Origin of the sequence: Mycobacterium sp. (genome assembly GCF_035570115.1) — a bacterium.
Taxonomy (GTDB): domain Bacteria; phylum Actinomycetota; class Actinomycetes; order Mycobacteriales; family Mycobacteriaceae; genus Mycobacterium.
Window position 1 is genome coordinate 1 of the sequence record NZ_DATMLH010000068.1, and the last position, 22,447, is coordinate 22,447.

At 65.5% G+C, this 22,447-nt stretch carries 17 protein-coding genes, 1 tRNA gene and 2 pseudogenes; 13 read left to right on the top strand and 7 right to left on the bottom strand.

All coding sequences use genetic code 11. The annotated features are described in order from the left end of the window. Window positions 1-677, bottom strand: a pseudogene (locus VNW74_RS04935) (transcription-repair coupling factor); the annotation flags it as partial. Window positions 678-795: 118 nt separating this feature from the next. Between VNW74_RS04935 and lysA the strand changes: the two are divergent. Continuing rightward, complete coding sequence (lysA, locus tag VNW74_RS04940) at window positions 796-2,142, top strand: diaminopimelate decarboxylase (RefSeq protein WP_325675487.1); 1,347 nt, start codon at window positions 796-798, stop codon at window positions 2,140-2,142. 57 nt (window positions 2,143-2,199) lie between these two features. Here lysA and VNW74_RS04945 read toward each other — a convergent pair whose 3' ends face one another. Further along, window positions 2,200-2,793, bottom strand: coding sequence for a TetR/AcrR family transcriptional regulator (locus tag VNW74_RS04945; RefSeq protein ID WP_324434840.1), 594 nt, complete (start codon window positions 2,791-2,793; stop codon window positions 2,200-2,202). A gap of 149 nt (window positions 2,794-2,942) precedes the next feature. Between VNW74_RS04945 and VNW74_RS04950 the strand changes: the two genes are divergently transcribed. The 6 genes from VNW74_RS04950 (at window position 2,943) to VNW74_RS04975 (ending at window position 8,155) form a co-directional block, all read left to right on the top strand. Beyond that, window positions 2,943-3,014 (top strand) — tRNA-Gln (locus VNW74_RS04950). Window positions 3,015-3,151: 137 nt separating this feature from the next. Beyond that, window positions 3,152-4,915 carry a fatty acyl-AMP ligase gene (locus VNW74_RS04955; RefSeq protein WP_325675488.1) on the top strand — a complete coding sequence of 588 codons (1,764 nt, stop codon included), beginning with the start codon at window positions 3,152-3,154 and terminating at the stop codon, window positions 4,913-4,915. Then, window positions 4,912-5,775 carry an acyl-CoA desaturase gene (locus VNW74_RS04960; RefSeq protein ID WP_325675489.1) on the top strand — a complete coding sequence of 288 codons (864 nt, stop codon included), beginning with the start codon at window positions 4,912-4,914 and terminating at the stop codon, window positions 5,773-5,775. The genes VNW74_RS04955 and VNW74_RS04960 overlap by 4 nt, the downstream gene beginning before the upstream one ends. Further along, a complete protein-coding gene (locus VNW74_RS04965; RefSeq protein ID WP_325675490.1) occupies window positions 5,776-6,651 on the top strand; it encodes a class I SAM-dependent methyltransferase in 876 nt (291 codons plus the stop codon). A gap of 2 nt (window positions 6,652-6,653) precedes the next feature. Then, window positions 6,654-6,917 carry an acyl carrier protein gene (locus tag VNW74_RS04970; protein ID WP_325675491.1) on the top strand — a complete coding sequence of 88 codons (264 nt, stop codon included), beginning with the start codon at window positions 6,654-6,656 and terminating at the stop codon, window positions 6,915-6,917. Window positions 6,918-7,420: 503 nt separating this feature from the next. After that, window positions 7,421-8,155, top strand: coding sequence for a hypothetical protein (locus tag VNW74_RS04975; protein WP_325675492.1), 735 nt, complete (start codon window positions 7,421-7,423; stop codon window positions 8,153-8,155). A gap of 31 nt (window positions 8,156-8,186) precedes the next feature. Here the strand turns inward: VNW74_RS04975 and VNW74_RS04980 are convergent, their stop codons facing one another. Further along, complete coding sequence (locus VNW74_RS04980; RefSeq protein ID WP_325675493.1) at window positions 8,187-10,025, bottom strand: bifunctional diguanylate cyclase/phosphodiesterase; 1,839 nt, start codon at window positions 10,023-10,025, stop codon at window positions 8,187-8,189. Between the two features lie 19 nt (window positions 10,026-10,044). Then, window positions 10,045-12,162 carry an Rv1355c family protein gene (locus VNW74_RS04985; protein ID WP_325675494.1) on the bottom strand — a complete coding sequence of 706 codons (2,118 nt, stop codon included), beginning with the start codon at window positions 12,160-12,162 and terminating at the stop codon, window positions 10,045-10,047. Between the two features lie 324 nt (window positions 12,163-12,486). Between VNW74_RS04985 and VNW74_RS04990 the strand changes: the two genes are divergently transcribed. Beyond that, window positions 12,487-14,346, top strand: coding sequence for a putative bifunctional diguanylate cyclase/phosphodiesterase (locus tag VNW74_RS04990; RefSeq protein ID WP_325675495.1), 1,860 nt, complete (start codon window positions 12,487-12,489; stop codon window positions 14,344-14,346). 189 nt (window positions 14,347-14,535) lie between these two features. Here VNW74_RS04990 and VNW74_RS04995 read toward each other — a convergent pair whose 3' ends face one another. The 3 genes and pseudogenes from VNW74_RS04995 to VNW74_RS05005 all read right to left on the bottom strand — a co-directional run bounded on the left by VNW74_RS04995 (window position 14,536) and on the right by VNW74_RS05005 (window position 15,661). Beyond that, the gene (locus tag VNW74_RS04995) at window positions 14,536-14,745 is read right to left on the bottom strand and encodes a hypothetical protein (protein WP_325675496.1); all 210 of its coding nucleotides are present in this window, start codon (window positions 14,743-14,745) and stop codon (window positions 14,536-14,538) included. Window positions 14,746-14,786: 41 nt separating this feature from the next. After that, a pseudogene (locus VNW74_RS31840) lies at window positions 14,787-14,921 on the bottom strand (TetR family transcriptional regulator); the annotation flags it as partial. 98 nt (window positions 14,922-15,019) lie between these two features. Beyond that, entirely contained in the window at window positions 15,020-15,661 is a 642-nt protein-coding gene (locus VNW74_RS05005; protein WP_325675498.1) for a TetR/AcrR family transcriptional regulator, read from the bottom strand. Between the two features lie 1,155 nt (window positions 15,662-16,816). On the opposite strand from VNW74_RS05005, the gene VNW74_RS05010 reads away from it, so the two are divergent. From VNW74_RS05010 to VNW74_RS05030, 5 genes are all read left to right on the top strand, one after another. Next, window positions 16,817-17,980, top strand: a complete 1,164-nt coding sequence (locus VNW74_RS05010; protein ID WP_325675499.1) for a low specificity L-threonine aldolase — start codon at window positions 16,817-16,819, stop codon at window positions 17,978-17,980. Then, a complete protein-coding gene (locus tag VNW74_RS05015) occupies window positions 17,959-19,809 on the top strand; it encodes an FAD/NAD(P)-binding protein (RefSeq protein ID WP_325675500.1) in 1,851 nt (616 codons plus the stop codon). The genes VNW74_RS05010 and VNW74_RS05015 overlap by 22 nt, the downstream gene beginning before the upstream one ends. Window positions 19,810-19,885: 76 nt before the next feature. Further along, entirely contained in the window at window positions 19,886-20,170 is a 285-nt protein-coding gene (locus VNW74_RS05020) for a hypothetical protein (RefSeq protein ID WP_325675501.1), read from the top strand. A 1-nt stretch (window position 20,171) separates the two neighbouring features. Continuing rightward, a complete protein-coding gene (locus tag VNW74_RS05025) occupies window positions 20,172-21,155 on the top strand; it encodes a homoserine O-acetyltransferase/O-succinyltransferase family protein (RefSeq protein ID WP_325675502.1) in 984 nt (327 codons plus the stop codon). Window positions 21,156-21,159: 4 nt separating this feature from the next. Then, window positions 21,160-22,446 carry an O-acetylhomoserine aminocarboxypropyltransferase/cysteine synthase family protein gene (locus VNW74_RS05030; RefSeq protein WP_325675503.1) on the top strand — a complete coding sequence of 429 codons (1,287 nt, stop codon included), beginning with the start codon at window positions 21,160-21,162 and terminating at the stop codon, window positions 22,444-22,446. The last annotated feature ends 1 nt before the right edge of the window (window position 22,447 follow it).

Here is a 22,447-nt window from a genome sequence, read left to right on the forward strand (position 1 = left end):
CGCATCTCGCTGACCTCGTCACCCCAGAACTCCACCCGCACCGGGTGCTCGGCGGTCGGGGCGAAAATGTCCAGGATGCCGCCGCGAACGGCGAACTCCCCGCGCCGACCGACCATGTCCACCCGGGTGTAGGCCAGTTCGACCAGCCGGGCCACGACGCTTTCAAAACCCCCGTCGGCGGCGGTGGCGCCCATGTCTTCGCCGACAGTCAAAGTGAGTGGTTCCAGTAAGCCCAGCTGCGGGGCCATCGGCTGCAGCAGCGAGCGGACCGCGGTGACCACTACCCGCAATGGCGGGCCCAGTCGGGCGTCGTCAGGGTGGGCCAGCCGGCGCAGCAGCATCAGTCGAGCGCCGACGGTGTCGACACCCGGTGAGAGCCGCTCGTGGGGCAGCGTCTCCCAGGACGGAAATATCGAGACCGAGTCGCCGAAGACACCGCGCAGCTCCGCGGACAGGTCATCGGCTTCGCGGCCGGTAGCGGTGACCACCAGCAGCGGCCCCTGGCGGGCCAGCGCGCTGGTGACGAAAAGCCGCGAGCTGGCCGGGCCGACCAGCGCCAATTCGTCGGGTCGATCGGCAGCCAGCTCGATGAGTCGCTGCAGCGTCGGCGCGCGCAACGCCAACTCCACCAGCCCCGCGATCGGGGTAACTACGCATTCCGGCCCCGGTGCGGTCATGATGCCGCCATTGTAGGGCCCGACGGATGGGGCCCGAACGTCGTCAATTTCGGGCCGGGCAGCGTCAAGGATCTGTAAGGGCAGCAGCATCCGGCCACAGCATGCGGACGCTGAAATCATGACAACAACATTGCCGGACGTCCTGCCTTCCATAGGCTATGCGGCTCCGCCGCGATTCCATCCGGCGATCTGGCCGCTTACCACGCACTCGGACGACGAGGGCAGGCTCTGCATCGGTGAGGTCCCCCTTACCGACATCGCGGACGAGTTCCGCACCCCGACCTATGTGATTGACGAGGCCGACTTCCGGGGTCGGGCCCGCCGTTATCGCGCGGCGTTGCCCCACACCGAGGTCGTCTATGCCGGAAAGTCGCTGCTGAGCATGGCGGTGGCACGCTGGACCCGCGAAGAGGGGCTCGGCGTCGACGTGTGCTCGGCCGGTGAACTGGCCACTGTTCTGGCCGCCGGTGTGGAAAAAGCCCGCATCATCATGCACGGCAACGCGAAGTCGCAGGACGAGTTGCGGGCCGCGGTGCGCAACGGGGTCGGGCGCATCGTGCTGGATTCGTGCAGCGAGATCACCGACCTCGCGGGTTTGGCGGAAGGACGACAACGGGTGCTGATCCGGGTGACCCCCGACATCGACATCCACGGCCACCACGCCGTCACCACCGGGATCAGCGACCAGAAGTTCGGGTTCACCCTCGAAGGCGGGCACGCCGCGGAGGCGGTGGCGCGCGTGCTGGCGCACCCCAACCTCGACCTGATCGGGCTGCACTGTCATATCGGCTCGCAAGTCACCGATGCCGGGCTCTACGGCGAGGCGATTCGGCGGATGATCGCCGCCATGGCCGACGTCCGTACGCGGCACGGCGTCATCCTGACCCAGCTGAATATCGGTGGCGGCCACGGGATTCCGTACCTGGCCGGTGACCCGGAGCTCAGCGTCGACGAGCTGGCCCGGGTGATCGAGGACGCGCTGGACGCGGCCTGCGCCGCCGAGCACTTCCCCCGGCCGGCGATCGTGATCGAGCCTGGCCGGGCCATCAGCGCCCGGGCCGGTGTCACCCTGTACCAGGTGTGCGGCATCAAGACACAGCCCGGCGGGCGTACCTTCGTCGCTGTCGACGGTGGAATGAGCGACAACCCGCGGGTGTCGTTGTACGGGGCGAAATACACTGTCGCGCTTGCCAATCGGCATTCCCTCGCGCCGCGGCAGCGGGTCACGGTGGCGGGACGACACTGCGAGGCAGGCGACGAGATCGCCCGCGACGTCGAGCTTCCGATGGACCTGCACTCGGGCGACCTGTTGGCGGTCGCCTGCACCGGCGCTTACCACCACAGCATGGCATCGAACTACAACATGGTCGGTCGGCCGCCACTGGTCGCGGTCAAGGACGGCCGGGCCCGCGAACTGGTCCGCCGCGAAACGACCGCCGACCTGTTGTCACGCGACAACGGCTAAGCGGCGACCCGCTGCGCCCGGCTACGCCGCGCTTGCGATCGCCGCGCGGCTGAGGGCTTATTCGTCCTGCAGGTGCGGATCGGCTTCCAGATGGGTCAACCCGTTCCACATCAAGTTGACCAGATGGGCGGCCACGACTTCCTTCTTGGGTTCGCGGGTATCGAGCCACCATTGCGCGGTCATCGACACCGAGCCGACCAACGCCTGGGCGTACAGCGGCGCCAGGCCCGGGTCCAGGCCGCGACGGGCGAAGTCGCCGGCCAGGATCGAGGCGACCTGGCTGACGGCGTCGTTGAGCAGGCTGGAATAGGTGCCCGAACTGATGGCCGCCGGCGAGTCGCGGATCATGATGCGAAAGCCGTCGGTGCGTTCCTCGACGTAGGTCAGCAGTGCCAGCGCCACCCGTTCGACCCGCACCCGGGACCGGTTGTTGGTCAGCGAAGACGTGATGCCATCCAGCAGCGCCGACATCTCCCGGTCGACGACGACCGCGTACAGCCCTTCCTTGCCGCCGAAGTGCTCGTAGACGACCGGTTTGGACACATTGGCGCGCAGCGCGATCTCCTCGATCGAGGTGCCCTCGTAGCCGCGTTCGGCAAACAGCGACCGGGCGATATCGATGAGTTGATGCCGCCGCTCGCTGCCGGTCATCCTGGCGCGCGGGGCGCGCACCTCTTTCTCCGGCGCTGCCACGCCTACCAGGTTATCGGTTGCACTACAGTCTGACGAAGGCATCAGTGTGCGCGGGCGGCCCGATGGCCGGCCGACGGCGAGCGGAGCTACTCGCCGCTGGTGCGTGGTCCGTCGTGGTGTAATCGGCAGCACATCAGATTTTGGTTCTGAGAGTTCAGGTTCGAGTCCTGGCGACGGAGCTGGCTCTGTACGCGGGTCGCCGCATCCACGTTCCGATGACGGGGTTGTGACGTAATCGCGGCCACCTCCTTAAGTATTTCTGGGTATGCTCGTTTTTGACGCAGCCGTTAAGGGCCCGGCTTTTGAGGGGGACGACATGACGGCCCTAGATGGGAAAGATCACCAGCGAGGCCGTCAACCGACTCGCGCGGTAGCTTTCGGCGACGGTGGTCTGACGATCGCAGACCGTTTGGAGCACCAGGCCCGCACGCTGTCGGATCGCCGCGCCTTCTCGTTCGTCCAGGACGGGGGCGGCGCCGAGACCCGCACCTGGGCTCAGCTTGCCGCAGGCGCGCGCGGAGTGGCCGCTGTTCTGGCGGACCTCCCGCGCACGCGGGAGCAGCCGCGCGCGCTGCTGCTGCTGCCCGACAACGCCACGTTTCTCGACGCGTTGTTCGGCTGTTTTTACGCTGGCGTGTGCGCGGTCCCGGCGCACATCCCGATCCCGTCGCGGCTCGAGCAGACATTGCCGCGCCTGGTCGCGATCGTTGCCGACGCGCGACCCGACATCGTGCTCACCACCCGCCAGATACTCCCCGCGCGAGAACTAGTTCCCGCGCTCGCCGAAATCCCGTGCATCGCGGTCGACGACCTTCCCCTCCCTGACGCCCTCCTCGACGCACCCCCCGACGCGCCGGCGCTCGAGTCGACGGTAGGTCTGGAGGATCTCGCCATCCTGCAGTACTCATCGGGCTCCAGCGGCACGCCGCGCGGCGTGATGGTCAGCCATGCGAACCTGATGGCCAATGAAGCGATGATCGAGGACGCATTCGGGCACACGTCGTCGACGGTGGCGCTGGGTTGGCTACCTTTCCAGCACGACATGGGCCTCATCGGCTACGTGATCCAACCGGTCTACGTCGGATTCGAGTGCGTGATCATGTCGCCGCTGCAGTTCCTCAAGCACCCGCTGCACTGGCTGCACGAGATCACGCAGCACCGCGCCACCCGCAGTGGCGGCCCGAATTTCGCCTACGAGATGTGCGTCGCTGCTGTGGAACGCCACGGCGAAGAGAGCCTCGCCGGCCTCGACTTGTCGAGCTGGGAGCTCGCGTTCGTGGGCGCCGAACCGGTGCGCGCGGCAACCCTCGACCGCTTCGAGGCGACATTCGCCAAGGTCGGCTTTCGCCGCGAGGCGTTCTACCCTTGCTACGGGCTCGCCGAGGCGACGCTGATCGTCGCAGGCGGACGGCGCGATGAGCCGCCAACCGTGTGGCGCGACCCGAACGGCCTCGCACGCGTCAGCTGCGGTCACGCGTGCATCGGGACTGAGCTCGCGATCGTCGACCGCGCACTCGGTACTCGCTGCGAGGACGGCGCTGAGGGCGAGATCTGGATACGCAGTGAGAGCGTCGCGGGCGGTTACTTCGGCGACGAGCAGGCCTCGCGCGAAACGTTTGCCGCCCCGCTCGACGGTGGCACGTGGCTTCGCACCGGCGACCTCGGTTGCATCGTCGACGGCGAGCTGTACATCACCGGCCGGGCCAAAGACGTGGTCGTCAAGAACGGCGTGAACTATGCCGCCGAAGACCTCGAGCACGCCGTCGAACAGCTGCGCCTCACACCACTGCAACCGAACGGAAGCGCAGCATTCGGCCACGATGACGGCCTGCGCGAACGGCTCGTGATCGTCAGCGAGATCGCCCGCGGCGCGGAAGCGGAGTGGAGCGAGGTGGCCGACCAGATCGTCACTGCTGTTGCTACCGCACACGGGACGCCGGCCGACTCGGTCGTATTCGTCAACCGCGGCGGCATCCCGCGCACGACCAGCGGCAAGATCCGGCGCAGCGAATGTCGCGCTTTGTACTCGCGGGGCGAACTCGTCGAGGTTCATCGGCACGTGACCGGGCAACCCACATGATGCGCGGCTACGCGCTCGCCGCGTTCGCAGTTTTCGCTCCGCCGGCGGCCGTGATCGCGGCGGTGGCGTTGTGGTTCGCCGGAGTGGCACCCTCGCGAACCGACCTGATCGTGTTGGCGGTCGGCGCGACTGTGACGCTATTGGGCGTCGAGCTGGGCTTTCACCGTTATTTCACGCATCGCTCGTTCACCGCACGGCCGGCATTGATCTGGGTCCTCGGCGCGCTCGGATCCAGCGCATTCCTCGGCCCGGTCATGTGGTGGGTCGCGATGCATCGCCGCCACCACACGCTCACCGACCGCGAGGGTGATCCGCACTCGCCGCACTGGCCGTTCAGCGGCCTGCACGGGCTGGTGCACGCGCACGTCGGGTGGCTCTTTAGCCCCGAACACACCGCGATGACGATCTCCGCGGGCGAGGTGAGGGACCTGTGGCAAAGCCCGCGCACGGTCTCGCTGCACCGCAGCTACCTCTGGTGGGGTGTGCTGGGCCTGGTGATCCCGACGCTGATCGGCTTCGCCGCCGGGGGCGTGCGCGGCGCGCTCACGGGGTTTTTGTGGGGCGGGATGGTTCGCCTGTTCCTGGTGAGCCAAGTGACCTGGGCCGTCAACTCATTCGGCCATGCGTTCGGTGGCCGCGCGCAGCTGCCGCACTCGGGGCAGGCGCGCAACAGCACGTTGCTTGCGCTACCCGGCTTGGGTGGCGGATATCACGCCAACCACCACGACGCGCCGCGGGCGTACACCACCCGGGTGCGCTGGTGGCAGATCGATCTCGGCGCCGCGGTGCTACGCGTGTTCTCGGCGTGCGGGCTGGCCAGTGACCTCAAGCAGCCGGTGCTTAGCAAGACGGAATCCTGAATGAGCGATACCTACTTAGGCGCCGGACCGGCCTCGATTCGCCATCACTACGACGTCGGCAACGAGTTCTGGCGGATCTGGCTCGATCCGACGATGAGCTACTCGTGCGCGATGTGGGAAGAACCCGATGACGATCTCGAGCGCGCGCAACGGCGCAAGCTCGACTTCCATGTCGATCAGGCGCGCGCAGCGGGCGCGCCGCGCGTGCTTGACGTGGGCTGCGGTTGGGGCGCCATGCTGATGCACCTGGTGGGCTCGTATGGCGTGAAACATGCTGTGGGGCTCACGCTCTCGGACGCGCAGGCCGAGTACCTGCAGGGGATCGTACCGAACAACGTCGAGGTCTGGGTGCGCAACTGGAGTGACTACCATCCGCCTGAGCCGTTCGATGCCATCATCTCGGTGGGTGCGTTCGAGCATTTTGCGCGCCAGGGTTTGTCGGCGGACGAGCAGATCGAGGCCTACCGCAGATTCTTCCGTTCGTGCCGCAATTGGCTCAAGCCCGGCGGCCGCCTCTCGCTGCAGACGATCGCGTATGGCGACATCCCGCGTGATCGCCCGCTGCGTGATCGCTTCATCGTCGACCAGGTCTTCCCCGACTCGGAGCTGCCACGGCTCGCGGACATCGCGCGTGCCGCGGAAATGGAGCTCGAGATCGAAAAGGTGAGAAACGATCGGGACGACTACGTCAAGACGCTGCGGGCATGGTTGGACCGCTTGCGTGCGCAGCGAGTGGACGCCGTCGCGGTATCCAGCGAGGAGGTCGTCGCCTGGTGCGAGCGTTACCTGCGCACGTTCGCCCACTCGTTTGAGCTCGGCGCATTCACACTGTTGCGCTTGACTATGCGCCGGATCGATCTGCCCGGGCGGTGGTAGCGATGGATACGCAGGAGGACGGGATTAAGAGCTACGACGAGATCGAAGCGATGCTGGCCGCATACGTCGCGCACCGGACGAAGACGCCGGCCGACGAGATCGATCGCACCCGTCGCTTCGATCACCTCGGCCTCGATTCGGCGGACGCGGTCGTGCTGATCGGCGAGCTGGAGGATTTCGTCGGCCGCCCACTATCGGCCTTTTTGCCATACACCTATCCGACGATCGAGCAGCTCGCGCGTCAGGTGGCCGACGGCGCTGCCTGACTTTGCCAGCCGGGCAAACTGACCCTGAGAGTGGCGGCACGGTTTGCTGGATACGCTGGCCTGTCGTCAGACGAATGTGCGCAGCACTACGACGTTGTTTAATGCACCGCGCCTGCACACCTGAGCTAATTCTTAGCCGGCGCTGAGCAAAAGCTGGGGGCTGCTCAGCCTACTTTCGCCCACGAACGGCGTTGCCGTGGCCCGGAGAGGCATTTCTTGCCTTGATATTGGCCCCTATCACTTAAGTGAATCGCCGTTTAACCATGCGGTGTCGCAGAGCTTGTTTTACCCTTGCTGCCAGCATGTTCACTGTCCGGGCATCGCCAACCTCTTGGGTAGTTCGTTGTTCAAAAGAAACCCAAAAAGGGTTTATAATTAGATTTGCGCCGCAGGAATTAAGTTTGTGAATTTGAAGAAACAGATTCGATTCGTATTCAAATCGGCGCAAACGAAAACTGGAGTTTGCAGCCATGCAGAAATGGATACCAGCCAGTGTAGTTCCGATGGATCCCATGACTGCCGGTCGGTTCGATCTGGGCCAGCGACTTAGCTGGCGGGACCCGGACATCGGGGCAACGTGTGTCTTGTCGCAGCCCGCCGTGGACCCCGATTTGTGGGCTGAGTTTTCACTCGGCGCGCAGCGCAGCTATCGCAAGCATGGTGTCGAGTGTGCCCTCGACGCCGATGCGCTGCGCAGCGGAGCCGACACCATCATGTTTTTCGCGATGATCGACGATGCCGGCCGGATGGTGGGCGGGTTGCGAGCCAAGGGGCCGCTGCGGTCGGCCGATGACTCGCATGCAGTCGTCGAATGGGCGGGTCAGCCCGGCCAGCAGACGGTCCGCGACATGATCTCAGACCGGATTCCGTTCGGCGTCCTGGAGATGAAGGCGGGCTGGGTAATCGACGATGCGGAGCGGGATCGTTCCCTCATCTTCGCTTTGGCCCGCAGCGGTTGCCACATTACGTCTCTCCTCGACTGTCAGTTCATGATGGCCACCGCCGCGACACACGTGCTGAACCGCTGGCGGTCGTCTGGCGGCGTGGTGGCGCCGATTCCCGCGGCGCCCTATCCCGACGATCGCTACCAAACCAAGATGATTTGGTGGGACCGGCGCGACTTCATCCGCCACGCCGAGCCGGGCCAGGTTGCCAAGATTCTCACCGACGGCGAACTACTGACCAGGGAATTCCACCGCCGTGGCGACCTCGCAGTCACCTGGCGGGATGTGGTTTAGGAAGCGTCGTTCCGCCACCGACGATTTGTCGCTAGTCCAGAAAATCCATCGGTATGAAGCGTTGCGCGAGCAGCTTCTCCATCGCGAGCCTATCGACCGGGCGGGACAGCAAAAAGCCCTGTGCCCGATAGCAACCCAACTCAAGCAGTGCCCTGGCCGCTGCGGCAGTCTCGACGCCTTCGGCGATGACGTCTAGCCCAAAGGCGTCGGCCAACGCTACAACCTGCCGCAAGATCGCCAGATCAGCCGAGTCTGTCCTGAGGTCACGGACGAATTCTTTGTCGATCTTGAGCGTGTCGACAGGCAGTGACTTCAAATATGTCAAAGCGCTGTAGCCAGTGCCAAAGTCGTCAATTGCCACCTGCACGCCGACCTCCTTCAACCCGGCCAGCGTTTTGTGGGTGGTGTCGATATCCTTGACGACGACGTTTTCGGTGATCTCCAGGCATACCGAGCGGGCGTCGAGAACGAACTCGTCCAGCGTTGCCGCGACCATGGCGACAAAGCCATCTGTGACAAGCTGCGCGGGCGACACGTTGATGCGCATCACGATGTCGCGCCCCAGACCGCGAGCACGCCAATAGCTGAATTGCGCACAGGCTGAGCGCATTACCAGACGCCCGAGTTTTCCTGCCAAGTTGATGGATTCGACCACGCCCATGAACGAATCGGGCATCAGCAGCCCTCGAGTGGGGTGTCGCCACCGGATCAGCGCCTCGGTTGCGAGGATCTGACCGGTGCGCATGTCAAATTCCGGCAGGTAATGCAGGACCAACGCGCCGCTATCGCTGTCGATGGTCCCTTCCAGGTGTAGCTCGATGTCGTTGCGGATCGCGTACTTTTCGGCCATTTCGGGGTTGAAGGCTGCAACGGCATTCCCACCGAGGGCCTTGGCCGACACCACCGCCTGATCGGCCTGGCGCAGTAAGTCCGACGCGTTGTCGCTGCCGGGTACCCCCGCGGCGACCCCGATGCTGACGGTGCGGGTGATCGTCTCGCCGTCGACGGCCACCTGCTGGTGAACTCGCGTCTGCAGTCGTTTGGCCAACACCTCGGCGGCTTCGGCATCCATGGGCACAGTCGGCACAATGACAAACTCGTCACCGCCGAAGCGCGCGATGGCCGAGGACTCAGCGGCTTCGCGTAACAGCTGGGCGAAGACCTCGATGAACCGGTCGCCGGCCGTGTGACCGAGGTGGTCATTGACTGCCTTCAGACGGTCCAGGTTGAGGAACACCAACGCGACCGGACCCGGCTGGCCGTCGGCAAGTCGCTCGTCGAGGTGAGCGATCACCGCCCTGCGATTCAGCAGCCCGGTCAGGTCATCGTGTTCGGCGAGATACTGCAGTCGCTCTTCGGCAACAACGCGGGCCTGCACCTGAGCGAACAAGCTCGCGATCGCCTGCAGTGCATTCAGCTCCTCCGGCAGCCATTCGCGGTCTCCGAACTTGACGAAACCCAAGGTGCCGGTGGTGACGTCCCCGGATAGCAGCGGCACGCAGGCGAGGGAGACAGCGGGAACGCCTCTCCCCTCCTCGATATTGCGTTGATAGTCCTCGTTACCTGGGTCGGGGCGTAACACGCCGGGCTCTTTGAGGTTCTCGGCCTGCGCGAAGGTCCAGTCGGCATCGGCGAAATAGATCACACCGATCGGATCGGGGTCGGGAATGTACTCGCGTCGCGGCCATTCGGCGACAAGCACTGTCGCGTGGATCTCGTGGTCGTTGTGGCGCAAAAAGCCGAAATCGACGCCGAAGCTGCTGACCAAGTCACCGAGCACCCCTTGACTGATCGCAGCAGAACTCCCGGCGGTAGCCGCCATCAACTTGGCGGCCGCCGAAGTCACCAAGTCGTCCAGAGATCCGGACATGCCTATACGGTAGCTGGTATTAACGCTCCAGCAAACGAACGCGGTCGAGACTGCGGCGGCTCCGCACCGAAGCCGGGTCGCTGACAGCGAATCGCAACACCAAGGCGGGCGACACGTCGACGGGTATTCCAACCAGTTTCCGGAATTCTTGCTGCAGGTCGTCGAGCTCGTCGGCGAAGGACGCTGACAACGCAGCGAAGTCTCCCCCGTCGCGGGCATAGAGGAAGACCGGCGAAATGGGCTGCACGGCTAGCCCGCACTGCTGCGCGGCAATCCACACCGCTTCGACGGCGGCGCCGCCGCGGGCGTAGTCCGCCAAGGCGCTTCCGGTCACCGAAATGACGGCTATGCCAGAGCTCGTCAACACGCGGCGGCGAGTGTCCTCACCTAACGCAGTCCCGGCATTCCACTCGGCCAAGTGAATCATCACGTCCGGGCGGCGCAGGATGTCAAGCACGGCCAGGTCGCCGGGTTCGAGCTCGAGGCTGCTCACGTCGATGCCGGTGTCGGGGTAATCATCATCGGGCCAGCGCAGCTCAGAAACCATATCGGCGTGCAGTTCCGGTGTCAGGTAACGGATTCGGTCAGCAGCGGCGAAAATCCCTGCGACCCTTTCCATGTCATCACGGCCTGTTACCAGATGTATCCGGGCACCTTCTCGCCCGGCCACGGATTCCAGCCGCTCGATCGTGTCGGCGGGGATCACCCGGGGCGTCCCGAGACGCCGGTTAGTTTCCCGCGCGAGCATCGGTCGGTACAGCCCGGCCAGCTCGGGATGAGCTCCGGCGCGCAGATCCAACGTCGCCTGCAGCGGCGTGCCGTTAACGCGCTCCAGCAGGCTCACCGCTCCGAGTAGCTGCTGGCTGGCGGCAGCGACTTTCGCGTTGAAGAGGGCCGCTCCGAGTGCGACTGCACTGCCGCGGAAGCCCACATCCATCGTCGAAGTATGTTGGGATGCAAGGCTAATCGTGATGGCATCGGTTGTGGCCTCGACATGCCAGGGCTGTGCATTGCCGCCAGATGGCGCGCGAATCGCGGCTGCGGTGATGACGCCCGACGGGCCCGGTAGCGAAGGCTCTGAATACTGTTCTGGGAGAGGGCGATCCACCGCCATCTCTGGCTTGTCGAGCTCGTTGAGCTGGCCGACGACGTCAATGCGGACCCGGCCCGATCGCAGGTTTTCACCCAATCCGATCCTGCGCACGGCCTCGGCGACTGCCGTCGCTCCCAACACCACATCGCCGGCCAACTGCGGCCACGTCGAAAGCTGCCGGTCGACTTCAACCGCCGACGCCGCCAGGCGCGGCGACAATTGTTCAGCCTCAAGAAAACGCAGCAAGTACGGAATCTTTTCCCGGCTACTCATTTGCGGAAGGCGCGCAAAATCCAAGTCGCCAAGCAGGCCGTGCAGAATCGGGCGCTGCGGCTCCAAGTCGAAACGTTCCACATCCAGCAGGCCGCGATCGCTGGACGCCATCAGCACCGGAATCCGACGCGCGCGGGCACCCTCCCGGACGAGGGCCTTCATATCCAGCGAATCGCATTCCTCAACCACGATGTCGAGCCCGTCGAGAAACTCGTCGACGGTATCGACGGTCAGCCCGGCGGCCAGCACCCCGACCTGCAAGTATGGGTCGAGTTCGGCGATCCTACGGGCCGCCACCTCGACCTTGTTGATCCCCAGGTCGAACACCGTCGCCGGGACCCGGTTGAGGTTGGACAGATCAAGGAGATCGAAGTCCGCCAACCGGAGCTCGCCGCACATGCCCTGCGCCACCAAGGTGTGGGCGATGACATGCCCGACACTCAAACCAGCCACACCGATGCGCAGCGCGCCGAGCCGGGCTTGTTCCTCGGCCGTGATCATGTTCCGGTTGCGGTCCAACCGCACCGCCCGAAACGCCCGCGGACCCAACACCGCCACCACGGTCCGCCGCCACGGGTAGTACGCCCACCGGCACGGTTCGGCGACGACCTCCGGCTCGGGTGGTGGCAGGAGCTTGCGCAACTCCTCGAGTTGTCGCTCGCTTTCGTCGATGAACTCGATGGCGGGATCGGCACGCAGCCGCTCCAAGACCGCGTGGTCAGCCGGGTCTGCGGCGTCGAGAACCGCTGCCGCGCCGGACCTTAAGGTCATCTCATTGGTTTGTCGGCCACGCATCTCAGCGATGAACCCCCTGACTTAGAACTTGCACCAAGCCTATGCCCAGCGTGGCAGTCGATCACGCTTCAGCTCGAGCGCACATTCCAGCCGTTAATCCACCGGTCACATCGATTCCCTCCGCCGACACTAGTCGCTCTATATACTGGCCGTTCCTTAGCCGAGATTCGAATGACGTGTTCGCTGGCGACGATGTCAACGCCGTTGTTCGAAAACGTGCTGATAGCGCGAACGCCATAACTGCATCACTAGACGCGACGGTCGGGGCCCCGCGCGCCGGGACCAGATCGGAGGAAAATCGTGTCGAGCAGCCTGGATCTCGTCACCTCGGTCGCCACCCAACTGATGGAAGCGACCGCATTGACCGCTGCCCAGGTAAGCGAGCAGGTGCTGGCCAAGCTCGTAGACCAGCTTGACGTGGACGTGTGCTTCTTACGCCACAACGACCATCACGCCAGGGTGTCAAAGGTGGTCGCGGAATGGCCGCCGCGACCGTATCGTCCAGACCCCGATCCGCTGGCGGTTGCCGATTTCACCAGCGACAACCCCGTCTTCGGACGGTGCGAATCCCTCAACGAACCGACGGTCATGGGAGCAAAACTTCCCTACTACGGCTACCTGACCAGGGCGGAGGAACCCCGCCTGATCACATCTCCTTCGGTGGCTGTGGCGCCTTTGATGGCGGGGGGCATGACCACCGGCCTGCTCGGCTTCGGGAAATTCCGCAGCAGGAAGTGGGAGCCAGACGAGATCAGCATGCTTGAGGCGATCGCCTCGCTGTTTGCGCAACTCCAAGCCCGCATCGCCGCCGAAGACAAGCTTCGCTATCTCGCTGAGCACGACGATCTGACCGGTCTGCGCAATCGTCGAGCGCTCGTCGGCCACCTTTCCGACAGGCTCACCGCAAGATCGCCCGGACCGGTCGCGATTTTGTACATCGACCTCGACCGCCTGAAGGCAATCAACGATTGTCTCGGCCATAGCGCCGGCGATTGGTTCATCAAGCTGTTTGCCGATCGGCTTCGTGAGTGCGCCGGAAGTCGAAGCATGGTCGCCCGGCTCGGCGGAGACGAGTTCGTCGTCGTTCCGGATCACGCTATGCGGCTCGACTCAGCAATGTCGCTCGCTAATCAGCTTCTGACGATGGTGTGCGATCGAGTGGCTATCAGCGGCCACACCATCACCCGGACGGTCAGCATCGGTGTAGCGGCCGGCGTGCCGGGGCGTGATGACAGCGCCGACTTACTGCGCCGCGCCGATGAAGCCGTCCTAGCGGCCAAGCGCGGGGGCGGCAACCAGGTCGTCGTGTCGGATGACCTTTCACTCAAAAGACTGTTCCGAAACGAGATTCAACTCCATCTGCAAGGCGACATCGATCGCGAAGCACTGTTGCTGCACTACCTTCCCGAGGTCGACCTGCGGACCGGCGCTATCGTGGCCGCTGAGGCGCTCGTCCGCTGGCGGCACCCGACACGAGGGCTGCTGCTACCGGAATCTTTTATCGGCGTAGCCGAATCGATCAACCTCGCCGATGAACTTGGCCGATGGGTGCTACGAAACGCCTGCGCCGACTTCAGCGGGTGGCGCTCGCGGGGGCTGGGGCGGGATGCAGCGTTGCGCGTCAATGTGTCGCCACTTCAGCTGGCAAGCCGGGGTTTCGTCCAGACTGTCGCCGAGACCATCGACGAGTTCGGCATCGATGCTGGATCGCTGTGCCTCGAAATCACCGAGCGCGCAGTCGTTCACGACATTGAAAGCACACGGCGAACCCTCGCGGAGTTGAAGGAGGTCGGGGTCCAGATCGCTATCGACGACTTCGGCACCGGTTACGCTGTCCTATCGCATCTGAAGTCACTTCCAGTCGATACGCTCAAGATCGATGCGGGATTTGTGCGTGACCTCGGGTCCAATGCCAACGATCTCGCGATTATCCGCGCGATCATCGGCCTGGCTGAAGCATTCAGTCTGCAACTGGTGGCGGAGGGTGTCGAAACTTCGTCTGCCGCAATGACTCTGGCGCAGCATGGATGCCAACGAGCGCAGGGGTTCTTGTTTTCGCGACCGATCCCGAGCGACGCCATGGAGTCGTTGCTGGCCTCGCGTTATCTGCCCATGCCTTTCCTCGCCGACAGGGATGCATTGGCGGAGGCGGTAATCTAACACCACAACGGTGCGTAGAACGGCGGCGCCATCGATTTTTTACACCGCGCCAGCAGCGAGCACGAGACACGGTGACATTTGAGAATTTGACCGAGCGGCTGTGGATGGACGAGCGATAGTGCGGTTTGTGGGCCCGGTCAGGTGAGCCTGTGGTCGGGTGCGTGGCGCAGGGACTCGCGGGCGAGAAACTCAGGAAGTAGGGCAGCGATCGGTCAGGATGGCCGGCAGGAAAGTTCCAGGGATCGGGTTGGTCGCTTGAATGTGATCGATGCCGTCTGCTGTCTTAGAGAGGAGTTGCGCGCCCAGCATGGTAGTGAGGGTTGCTTCGGTGACCACGTTGGGATCGACGCCTTCCCAGAGGTCGCCTTCGGCGCCTGCGCGTCTGGCCTGGATTGTCATCGAGTCCAACAGGCTGCTCCAGGAACGGGAGGCTGCGCTGTTGCGCCTTTGGTCATGCCCGCACGCTCGATGATCTCACCTAGTCCTGCGGCCGCGTAGCCGACCTCGCTGAACAGATCTATCGCGGCATCAAGGAACTTTTGGCGGGTGGTTTCAGACCGGGCTTTGGGCACCATCGTCCCTAGACCTCCGCAGTGCGGGAGACGTGTCCCGCCGCCGAGGCGGCAGCGGTGGTGTGAGGGCATTGTCACAGCGACTGTAGCGAAAACCTGTTTCACGCGAATGTGTGACGTCGTTTGATGAATTGGGTGAAGTAGTCGATTCGGTCGGGATTGGCGAAGCTGGGTAGTACCAGCACCGATGCTTTCTGGAGGTTATCGAGGTAGAGCTCGGGTTGGTCGAGATCGCTGACTCGGCGGATACCCACCCACAGCGCCACCAACATTTTGGCGATGTCTCCAGGATCGTGGCGGTCGACGACGTCGCCCTCGGTGACTGCTTTTTGGATGAGCGTGGCGACGAACTCGATCCATGATTGCCACAGTGCGGAGGGCAGGAGGGTCGTGTTGTCCAGGGTATCGAGCAGTCGGACGCCGGCTCGGGCCACCTCGTTTTGGGTGTCCTGCACGGCACGGAAGTAGACCAGATCGATTAGTGTTTCGAGTCCCGACATCTTGCGGGCAAGCAACTCGGTGACCGCTGCACGGCTCATCTCGGAGAGGTCGTCGACGATCGCCAAGGCCAGTGCTTGCTTAGACGGGAAGTGAAAATACATTGCCCCTTTGGTGAGTTCAGCCTCTGCCAGGATGTCATCGAGGCTGACCATGCTGTACGAGCGGCGGGCGAACTGGCGCGATGCGGCGGCGATGAGTCGTTGGCGTGTGGTGTCGGCTCGCCGTTCGCTGGCCTCAGTCATCGCCTCACCCGTCTAGTCGCAGTCGCCGCGCAGCGGGGCGATCTCTGCACGCCCAGGCAATTCCGACACCGTCCCTTCGATAAAGAGGGTGGTCCCACCGGCTGTGCGCACCCGCCGGGGAACGGCGCTGTGCGTCGAGGTCGTTCCACCGGTCCGCGGCCTGCTCTGGGCCGAGCATCCCACGTTTACTCAATGCTTTGTATCTGACTAGAAGACTATCAGTCTGCCACAGGGCTTAACTTATGCCTAATAGTATGCATTCTGCGATCGGCTCTACCCCTATTCTCCCGCGTTCGGCCTCGATTCGGTACCGGAGGTCGGCGGCTTTGGTGCGCCCGCGTTTGCGGCGTCGTCGCCCGACGATGGGGGTGCCTGGCGCCGTACGGGCGGCGGCGGTTCCGCGGTGAGCAGGGGGAGGCGGGGTGGGAATGAGAAGCGCGCTGGCGGGTTTCGTGGTGTGGGTGCGCCCGCTTCAGAACCTTTGCGGTGATGTTCGCCGATCAAAGTCACCGCGTCGATCGCATGGAGCGGGACGACGAACGATACCCGACGACACTGGAGGGATCAGTGCGGTTAATCGATTCGTATTGATGGTGTGAATCCGCAGGTGAGGGGCCGTGGGGGTGCCGGCAGCTAGCAACAGCGGGGCAACCTCGCCGATCGCCGCTCACTCCCGACTCGTGCTGGATCGCTGCTCGCGGCAACCATTCGCACCGCGCGCTCACGCAGGTCGGGTGGATATCTCCTCGAGGAACTGCCTGACAAAACCGCGCGGTCTGTTTGCTACCCAGTCTTCCGGGGGTGCTGATGATTTCTGAACCCAAGCATACTGAATGTTGGCTATCTACTTCTTTTTCGTCGAATCGTATGTAAGCTCGGCCTCAAGTGCACTACCGGTATACACGTGCTTCGCACTCAAGCGTCGGCGTAGCAACCGCGGGTTGGGCTGCTTCCGTTGGGAGGAGGTCGTTGGTGACCACACAGGCAGAACTGCTGGCGTTGACGGTTGGAGACCTGCGGGGCGTTGGGTCTGCAGTGGTCGCCGGGAATACGGGAAGGAGCCATTCAGGTGCCTGAAAACGTGTGCCCTCAACGGTGGGAGGGTTGCTGCAGGAGCGTCAGGCTGCGTTTGACGCTCGGAGATGGTGACGGCACATGAGCGCTGTCCCGATGGAGGTAGTCGCGCGTGTGGCAAGTCGCTCCTTCACCAGCGACAACACCGCCGGTGGTGCACCCGAGATCATCGCAGCTGTTGCAGCGGCAGCCTCCGGGCAGGCACCGCCCTATGGCACCGACAGTTGGACTTTGAGCGCACGACGCCGCTTCAGCGAGATCTTTGATTGCGACGTCGATCTGCTCCCCGTTTCCACCGGCACGGCGGCGAACGCATTGAGCTTGGCCGCGCTGACCCCACCATGGGGCAGCGTGTTATGCCACCGCGACAGCCATATCAACAACGACGAGTGCGGCGCACCGGAGTTCTTCACAGGGGGTGCCAAACTCGTTGCCCTGGGTGGGGAAAACGCCAAGATCGACGCCGACGAGCTGCAGGCCGCGGTGCACCGCAAGGTCGGAGACGTGCACAGCGTGCAACCCTCCGTATTGAGCCTCACCCAGGCAACCGAGACCGGCGCGGTATACACCCCCGCCGAGATCGGACACCTGGCCTGCATTGCGAAGCACGCGGGCCTGAGCGTTCACATGGATGGCGCCCGGCTCGCCAACGCCGTCGCCGCATTGGGCTGCAACCCCGCCGAGCTAACCTGGCGCGCCGGCGTGGACATGCTGTCGTTTGGCGCCATCAAGAACGGGAGCATAACCGCCGATGCGATCGTCGTCTTCGAGCGCTCCGTGACCACCGAGCTCAGCTTCCGGGCTAAGCGAGCCGGACAACTCGCCGCCCAGATGCGTTTCGCCGCCGCCCAACTCGACGCCTACCTCGCCGACGATCTTTGGCTGCGCAATGCCTGGCACGCCAATGCCATGACCGCGCGGCTCGAAGAGGGGCTGAAGTCCATTCCCGGCACTCGCCTTGCGGGCACGCCAGGGGCGAACATCCTGTTCTGCCACCTGCCCCAGCAGGTCATCGACGCACTTCTGGAGGAGGGTTACAGCTTTTACCACGGCCGTTGGGAGCCAGGTGTCGTCCGTTTCGTCACCTCCTTTGCCACCACGACCCACGATGTCGACGAGCTGGTACACGCGGTCCGCCGACTCACCGCGGCCGCGATCGAGGAAAGCCGGTCTGAACGGGCTCGAACGCAGAGCTCAGCCAGCGGCCGCCGATCTGAGGTGGCGTGCATGGGGCGCGTCCGATGATCGAGATGGCCATCGTGGGGCTCGGCTCGTGGGGTCTGTGCGTCATGGAGCGGACGGTGAGCCGCGCCCGGCGGGTAAGGACGCCGATGCGGCTGCACGTGGTCGATCCCGCTCAGCTCGGAGGCGGGGTTTACGCCGCCGAGCAGCCCGACTTCCTTGTGCTCAACAACGCCTGCGGTCAGCTCTCCCTCTACGCCGCCCCCGACGGGGACGCCCTCCCCCCCTACGCCGTGGGCCTGCACCCGTGGGCGGTGGTCCGCGGCTACCGCTGGGTGGGTTACGAATGCCGCATCGGCGCCGGGGGTGACCCCATCCTGCCCACCGACTACTTACCCCGGCGGTTGATGGGCGAGTACCTGGTCTGGTTCTACGACACGCTGGTGGCCTACGCCCCGCCCAACCTCGAGATCGTCCGGCACTACGCGGCGGCCGTCGACATCTCGCCGGCCCTCCAGCGATCCCGCTACGGCGGGCGCGAGGCGGTGCTGCTCGACAATGGCACCACCCTCACCGTCGACCACGTGGTGCTGACCTCGGGGCACACGTGGAACGACGAGCCCGGGGCCGGCGGGGGCGCGCACTACCTGCGGCCCTACCCCGTCGAGTACCTCGACCAGAGCGCTCCGGCCGGATCCTCGGTGGCCGTGGCCGGCATGGGCCTGGTCGCCTACGACGTCCTCACCGCCCTCACCATCGGACGAGGCGGGACCTTCGAGGACCGGTGCGACCGGGCCGACCGCAAGCGGTACGTGCCCTCGGGCCGGGAGCCGACCATCACCCTCTACTCGCGCTCGGGCGTGCCCCACTGCGCCAAGTCGGCCCACGGCGTCGACCCCTACGGCCAGTACCAGCCGGTGGTGTGCACCCCCGAGGAGTTCGCGGCGCTGACCAATCCGGGCGGGTCGCCGATGCGGCGGCACGTGGACTTCCGGGCCGAGCTCCTCCCCCTCATCTTCGCCGAGATGCGGGCGCGCTACTACATACACGCCGCCTTGCTGGCCGGCGGCGACGTCGAGTCGACCGAGGTCCGCGCCGTCCTCCGCCGCGGCTGGGTCGACGGGCACTACGAGAAGGCCGTCGACGGTCTCGAGCCGCGCTACGGGCGCTTCGACCCGGTCACCCACGCCTTCGCCGGGTCAGACCACCACTACACGTCGGCCGCCGACTACCAGGGCCAGGTCTACGACATGATCGAGGCCGACCTCACCGAGGCCCTGCGACCCGGGGGGAGCCCGGTCAAGGCGGCCGAGGAGGTGCTGCGCATCCTCCGGGACCAGCTGCGTTCGGTCATCGAGTTCGGTGGTCTCTCCCTCGACTCCTACGTCGACTTCCAGTCCAACGTCCGGGGCCGCATCAACCGCCTAGAGGCGGGCCCGCCACCCCTGCGCTCCCAGCAGCTGCTGGGGCTGCTCGACGCCGGGGTGGTGCGCATCCCGCTCGGACCGAACCCGGAGCTGGCCGCCTGCCCCGACGGCGTTCGGCTGAGCTCCACGGCCCTCGACGAGCCGACGGCCGTGACGGTAGACGGGGTGGTGCGGGGCCATCTCGACCTGCCCTCGCTGGCCCGGTCGAGCTCGCCCCTGCTCAACCGTCTCTACGCCAACGGAAGGCTGACCCAGCTCAGCTACGGTGACACGCGCGTGGGCAGCGTGGCCATCAATGAGGACTTCCACCCCTACGACACCGAGGGCCGGCTCCAGCGCAACCTCTCTTTGCTGGGCGTGCTCACCGAGGGGGTGCGCTACTTCACCCACTACCTGCCCTCGCCCCGCAGCCGCCTCCGGGCCGTCTACGACGCCCAGGACTGCGTCGAGGCCGTCATCGGCTGAGCAGATGATGGATTCCACGACAGGACGGGCGCGGCCGTTGGTGGCGGTGGGCTACGGGCCGCGTTGCGTTCCCGTGATGCAGCTGGACGAAGCGGCCGCCGCCCTCTGCGACCTGCTGTGGATGATCGACACGGCCGTGCCGGGCACGGGCGAGATGGCCGATCTCCTCAACCGGTTCGGCGCCGTTGTCGACACGGTGAGCGTCCACCAGGGCCCAGGGGCCGCCCTCGACTGGCGGGATGGCTCCGGCAACCACATCGTGGCCGTGGTCGGCTCGACCGACGACGAGGAGCAGTTGCAGGCGGCATACCGGCTCCTGCACCAGGAAGTCACGGTCACCTACACCGACGTGAGGCATTGAGATGACGGCGGGCGTTGAACTCGCCAGGGCCCTCGACCCGGGGGCGGCGACACACGCGGCCGAGGGACCGGCGCGGTGGAGGTGCGCCCTGGTCAACAACATGCCCGACGCGGCCTTCGGTGCCACCGAGCGACAGTTCGTGGGCCTGCTGGATGCCGGGTCGGGGTGTGAGACGGTCGTCGTGACCCGCCACACCATGGCCGGGGTGCCCCGCGGCGAGCGGATCCGGGCCCGCATCGCCGCCGAGTACCGTCCCCTCGAAGACATCATCTCCGATCCCCCCGATCTGCTGGTGGTGACCGGCTCCAACCCGATCGAGTCTCGCATCGAGGACGAGCCCTACTGGTCCGATCTGTGCGGCCTGCTGCGGTGGGGTAGCGAGAACGTGCCGGCCATGGTGCTGTCCTGTCTGTCGGCCCACGCCGCCCTGGCCGTCTTCGACGGCGTCGAACGGACCACCTTGCCGGTCAAGTGCACGGGCGTCTTCGCCCAGCAGGCCGACCCCACCCACCCGCTGGCCGGCGGGATGCCTGAAATGGGGACCGTCGTCCTGCCCCACTCGCGGCTCAACTCCGTGCCCCTAGAGGCGGTGGCCGCCGCCGGCTACGCGGTGGCCCTGCAGTCGGAGGAGGTGGGGTGGAGCGTGGTCACGAAGACAGTGGGCCGGTCCGAGGTCGTGCTGGTCCAGGCGCATCCCGAGTACGATCCGTCCAGCCTCGTGCGTGAGTACGTCCGGGACGTGCGGCGCTACGCGGGCTACGAGCGCGACGAATTGCCCTGCCTTCCAATGGATTGCGTGGCCGGCCCGGACTGGGACGGGCTCCGCCGGCTGCACGAGCGGGTAGTGGGCGGCGAGCGGGACCCGGCCCTGGTGGCCGCCTTCCCCTTCGGCGAGGTCGGCGCCCGCGCCCCCTGGCCGTGGCGCGCCGCGGCCCTGCGTCTGTACGCCAACCTGTTGGACACCATTCCGAAGAGGAGCGCTTGAGGCCATGCACGACGAGACCATTGCCATCCACGGTGGCTACACATCCGACGGGACGCGGGCGGTGGCCGTGCCCATCTATCAGACGGTGGCCCACGACTTCATCAACGCCGAACACGCCGGCGCCGTGCTCGACCTGGAGACGCCCGGCTTCCACTACAACCGGCTCAACAACCCGACCTTAGACGTCCTCGAGCAGCGCATCTGCGCCCTCGAAGGGGGGACGGCGGCCCTGGTGGTGGCTTCGGGCATGGCCGCCGTCAGCTACGCCATCCTCACGGTGGCCAGTGCCGGCTCGAACTTCGTGGTGGCCCCGCAGCTCTACGGGGCCACCTTCACCTACTTCGCCCACGTGCTGCCCACCCTGGGCATCGAGGCCCGCTTCGCCGCCGACGACCGGGCCGACTCGATCGCGCCCTTGATCGACGAGAACACCCGCGCCGTCTTTTGCGAGACCATCGGCAACCCGGCCGGCAACATCGTGGACCTCGAGGCGGTGTCCGCCGTGGCCCATGCGGCCGGCGTACCGCTCATCGTGGACAACACGGTCGCCACGCCGCTCATGCTCAAGCCCTTCGAGCACGGGGCCGACGTGGTCGTCCACTCGCTGACCAAGTTCGTGGGCGGCCACGGCACGACCCTGGGTGGGGCCATCGTCGACGGCGGCCGGTTCCCGTGGGCCGACCATCCCGACCGCTTCCCCATGTTCAACCAGCCCGAGCCCGCCTTCCACGGCGTCGTCTTCGCCCGTGATTTCCCCGAGCGGCCCTTCACCGTGCGGGCCCGCTCCACCCAACTGCGCAACAGCGGCGCCACCCTCTCGCCCTTCAACGCCTTCCTACTCATGCAGGGCCTGGAGACGATGGCCGTGCGGCTCGAGCGCCACGAAGCCAACGCCCGGGCCGTGGCCGACTACCTGGCCGCCGACCCCCGGGTGGCCTGGGTGAGCTTCGCCGGCTTCCCCGACCATCCCTACCACCACCTCGTCGAGCGCTACCTGCACGGGCGCGTGCCCTCGATCGTCACCTTCGGGGCCGAGGGGGGCTACGAGGCGGGACTGGCCTTCTTCGATGCGCTCCAGCTCGTCAAGCGGCTGCTCAATCTGGGGGACGCCAAGACCCTGGCCATCCATCCGGCCTCCACCACCCACCGCCAGCTGTCCGACGAGGAGCTGGTGAAGGCCGGTATCCGGCCGGAGACGATCCGCCTGTCTATCGGGATCGAGCACATCGACGACATCATCGACGACATCGACCAGGCCCTGGCCAAGGCCACGGCCGGGTTAACCGGCTGAG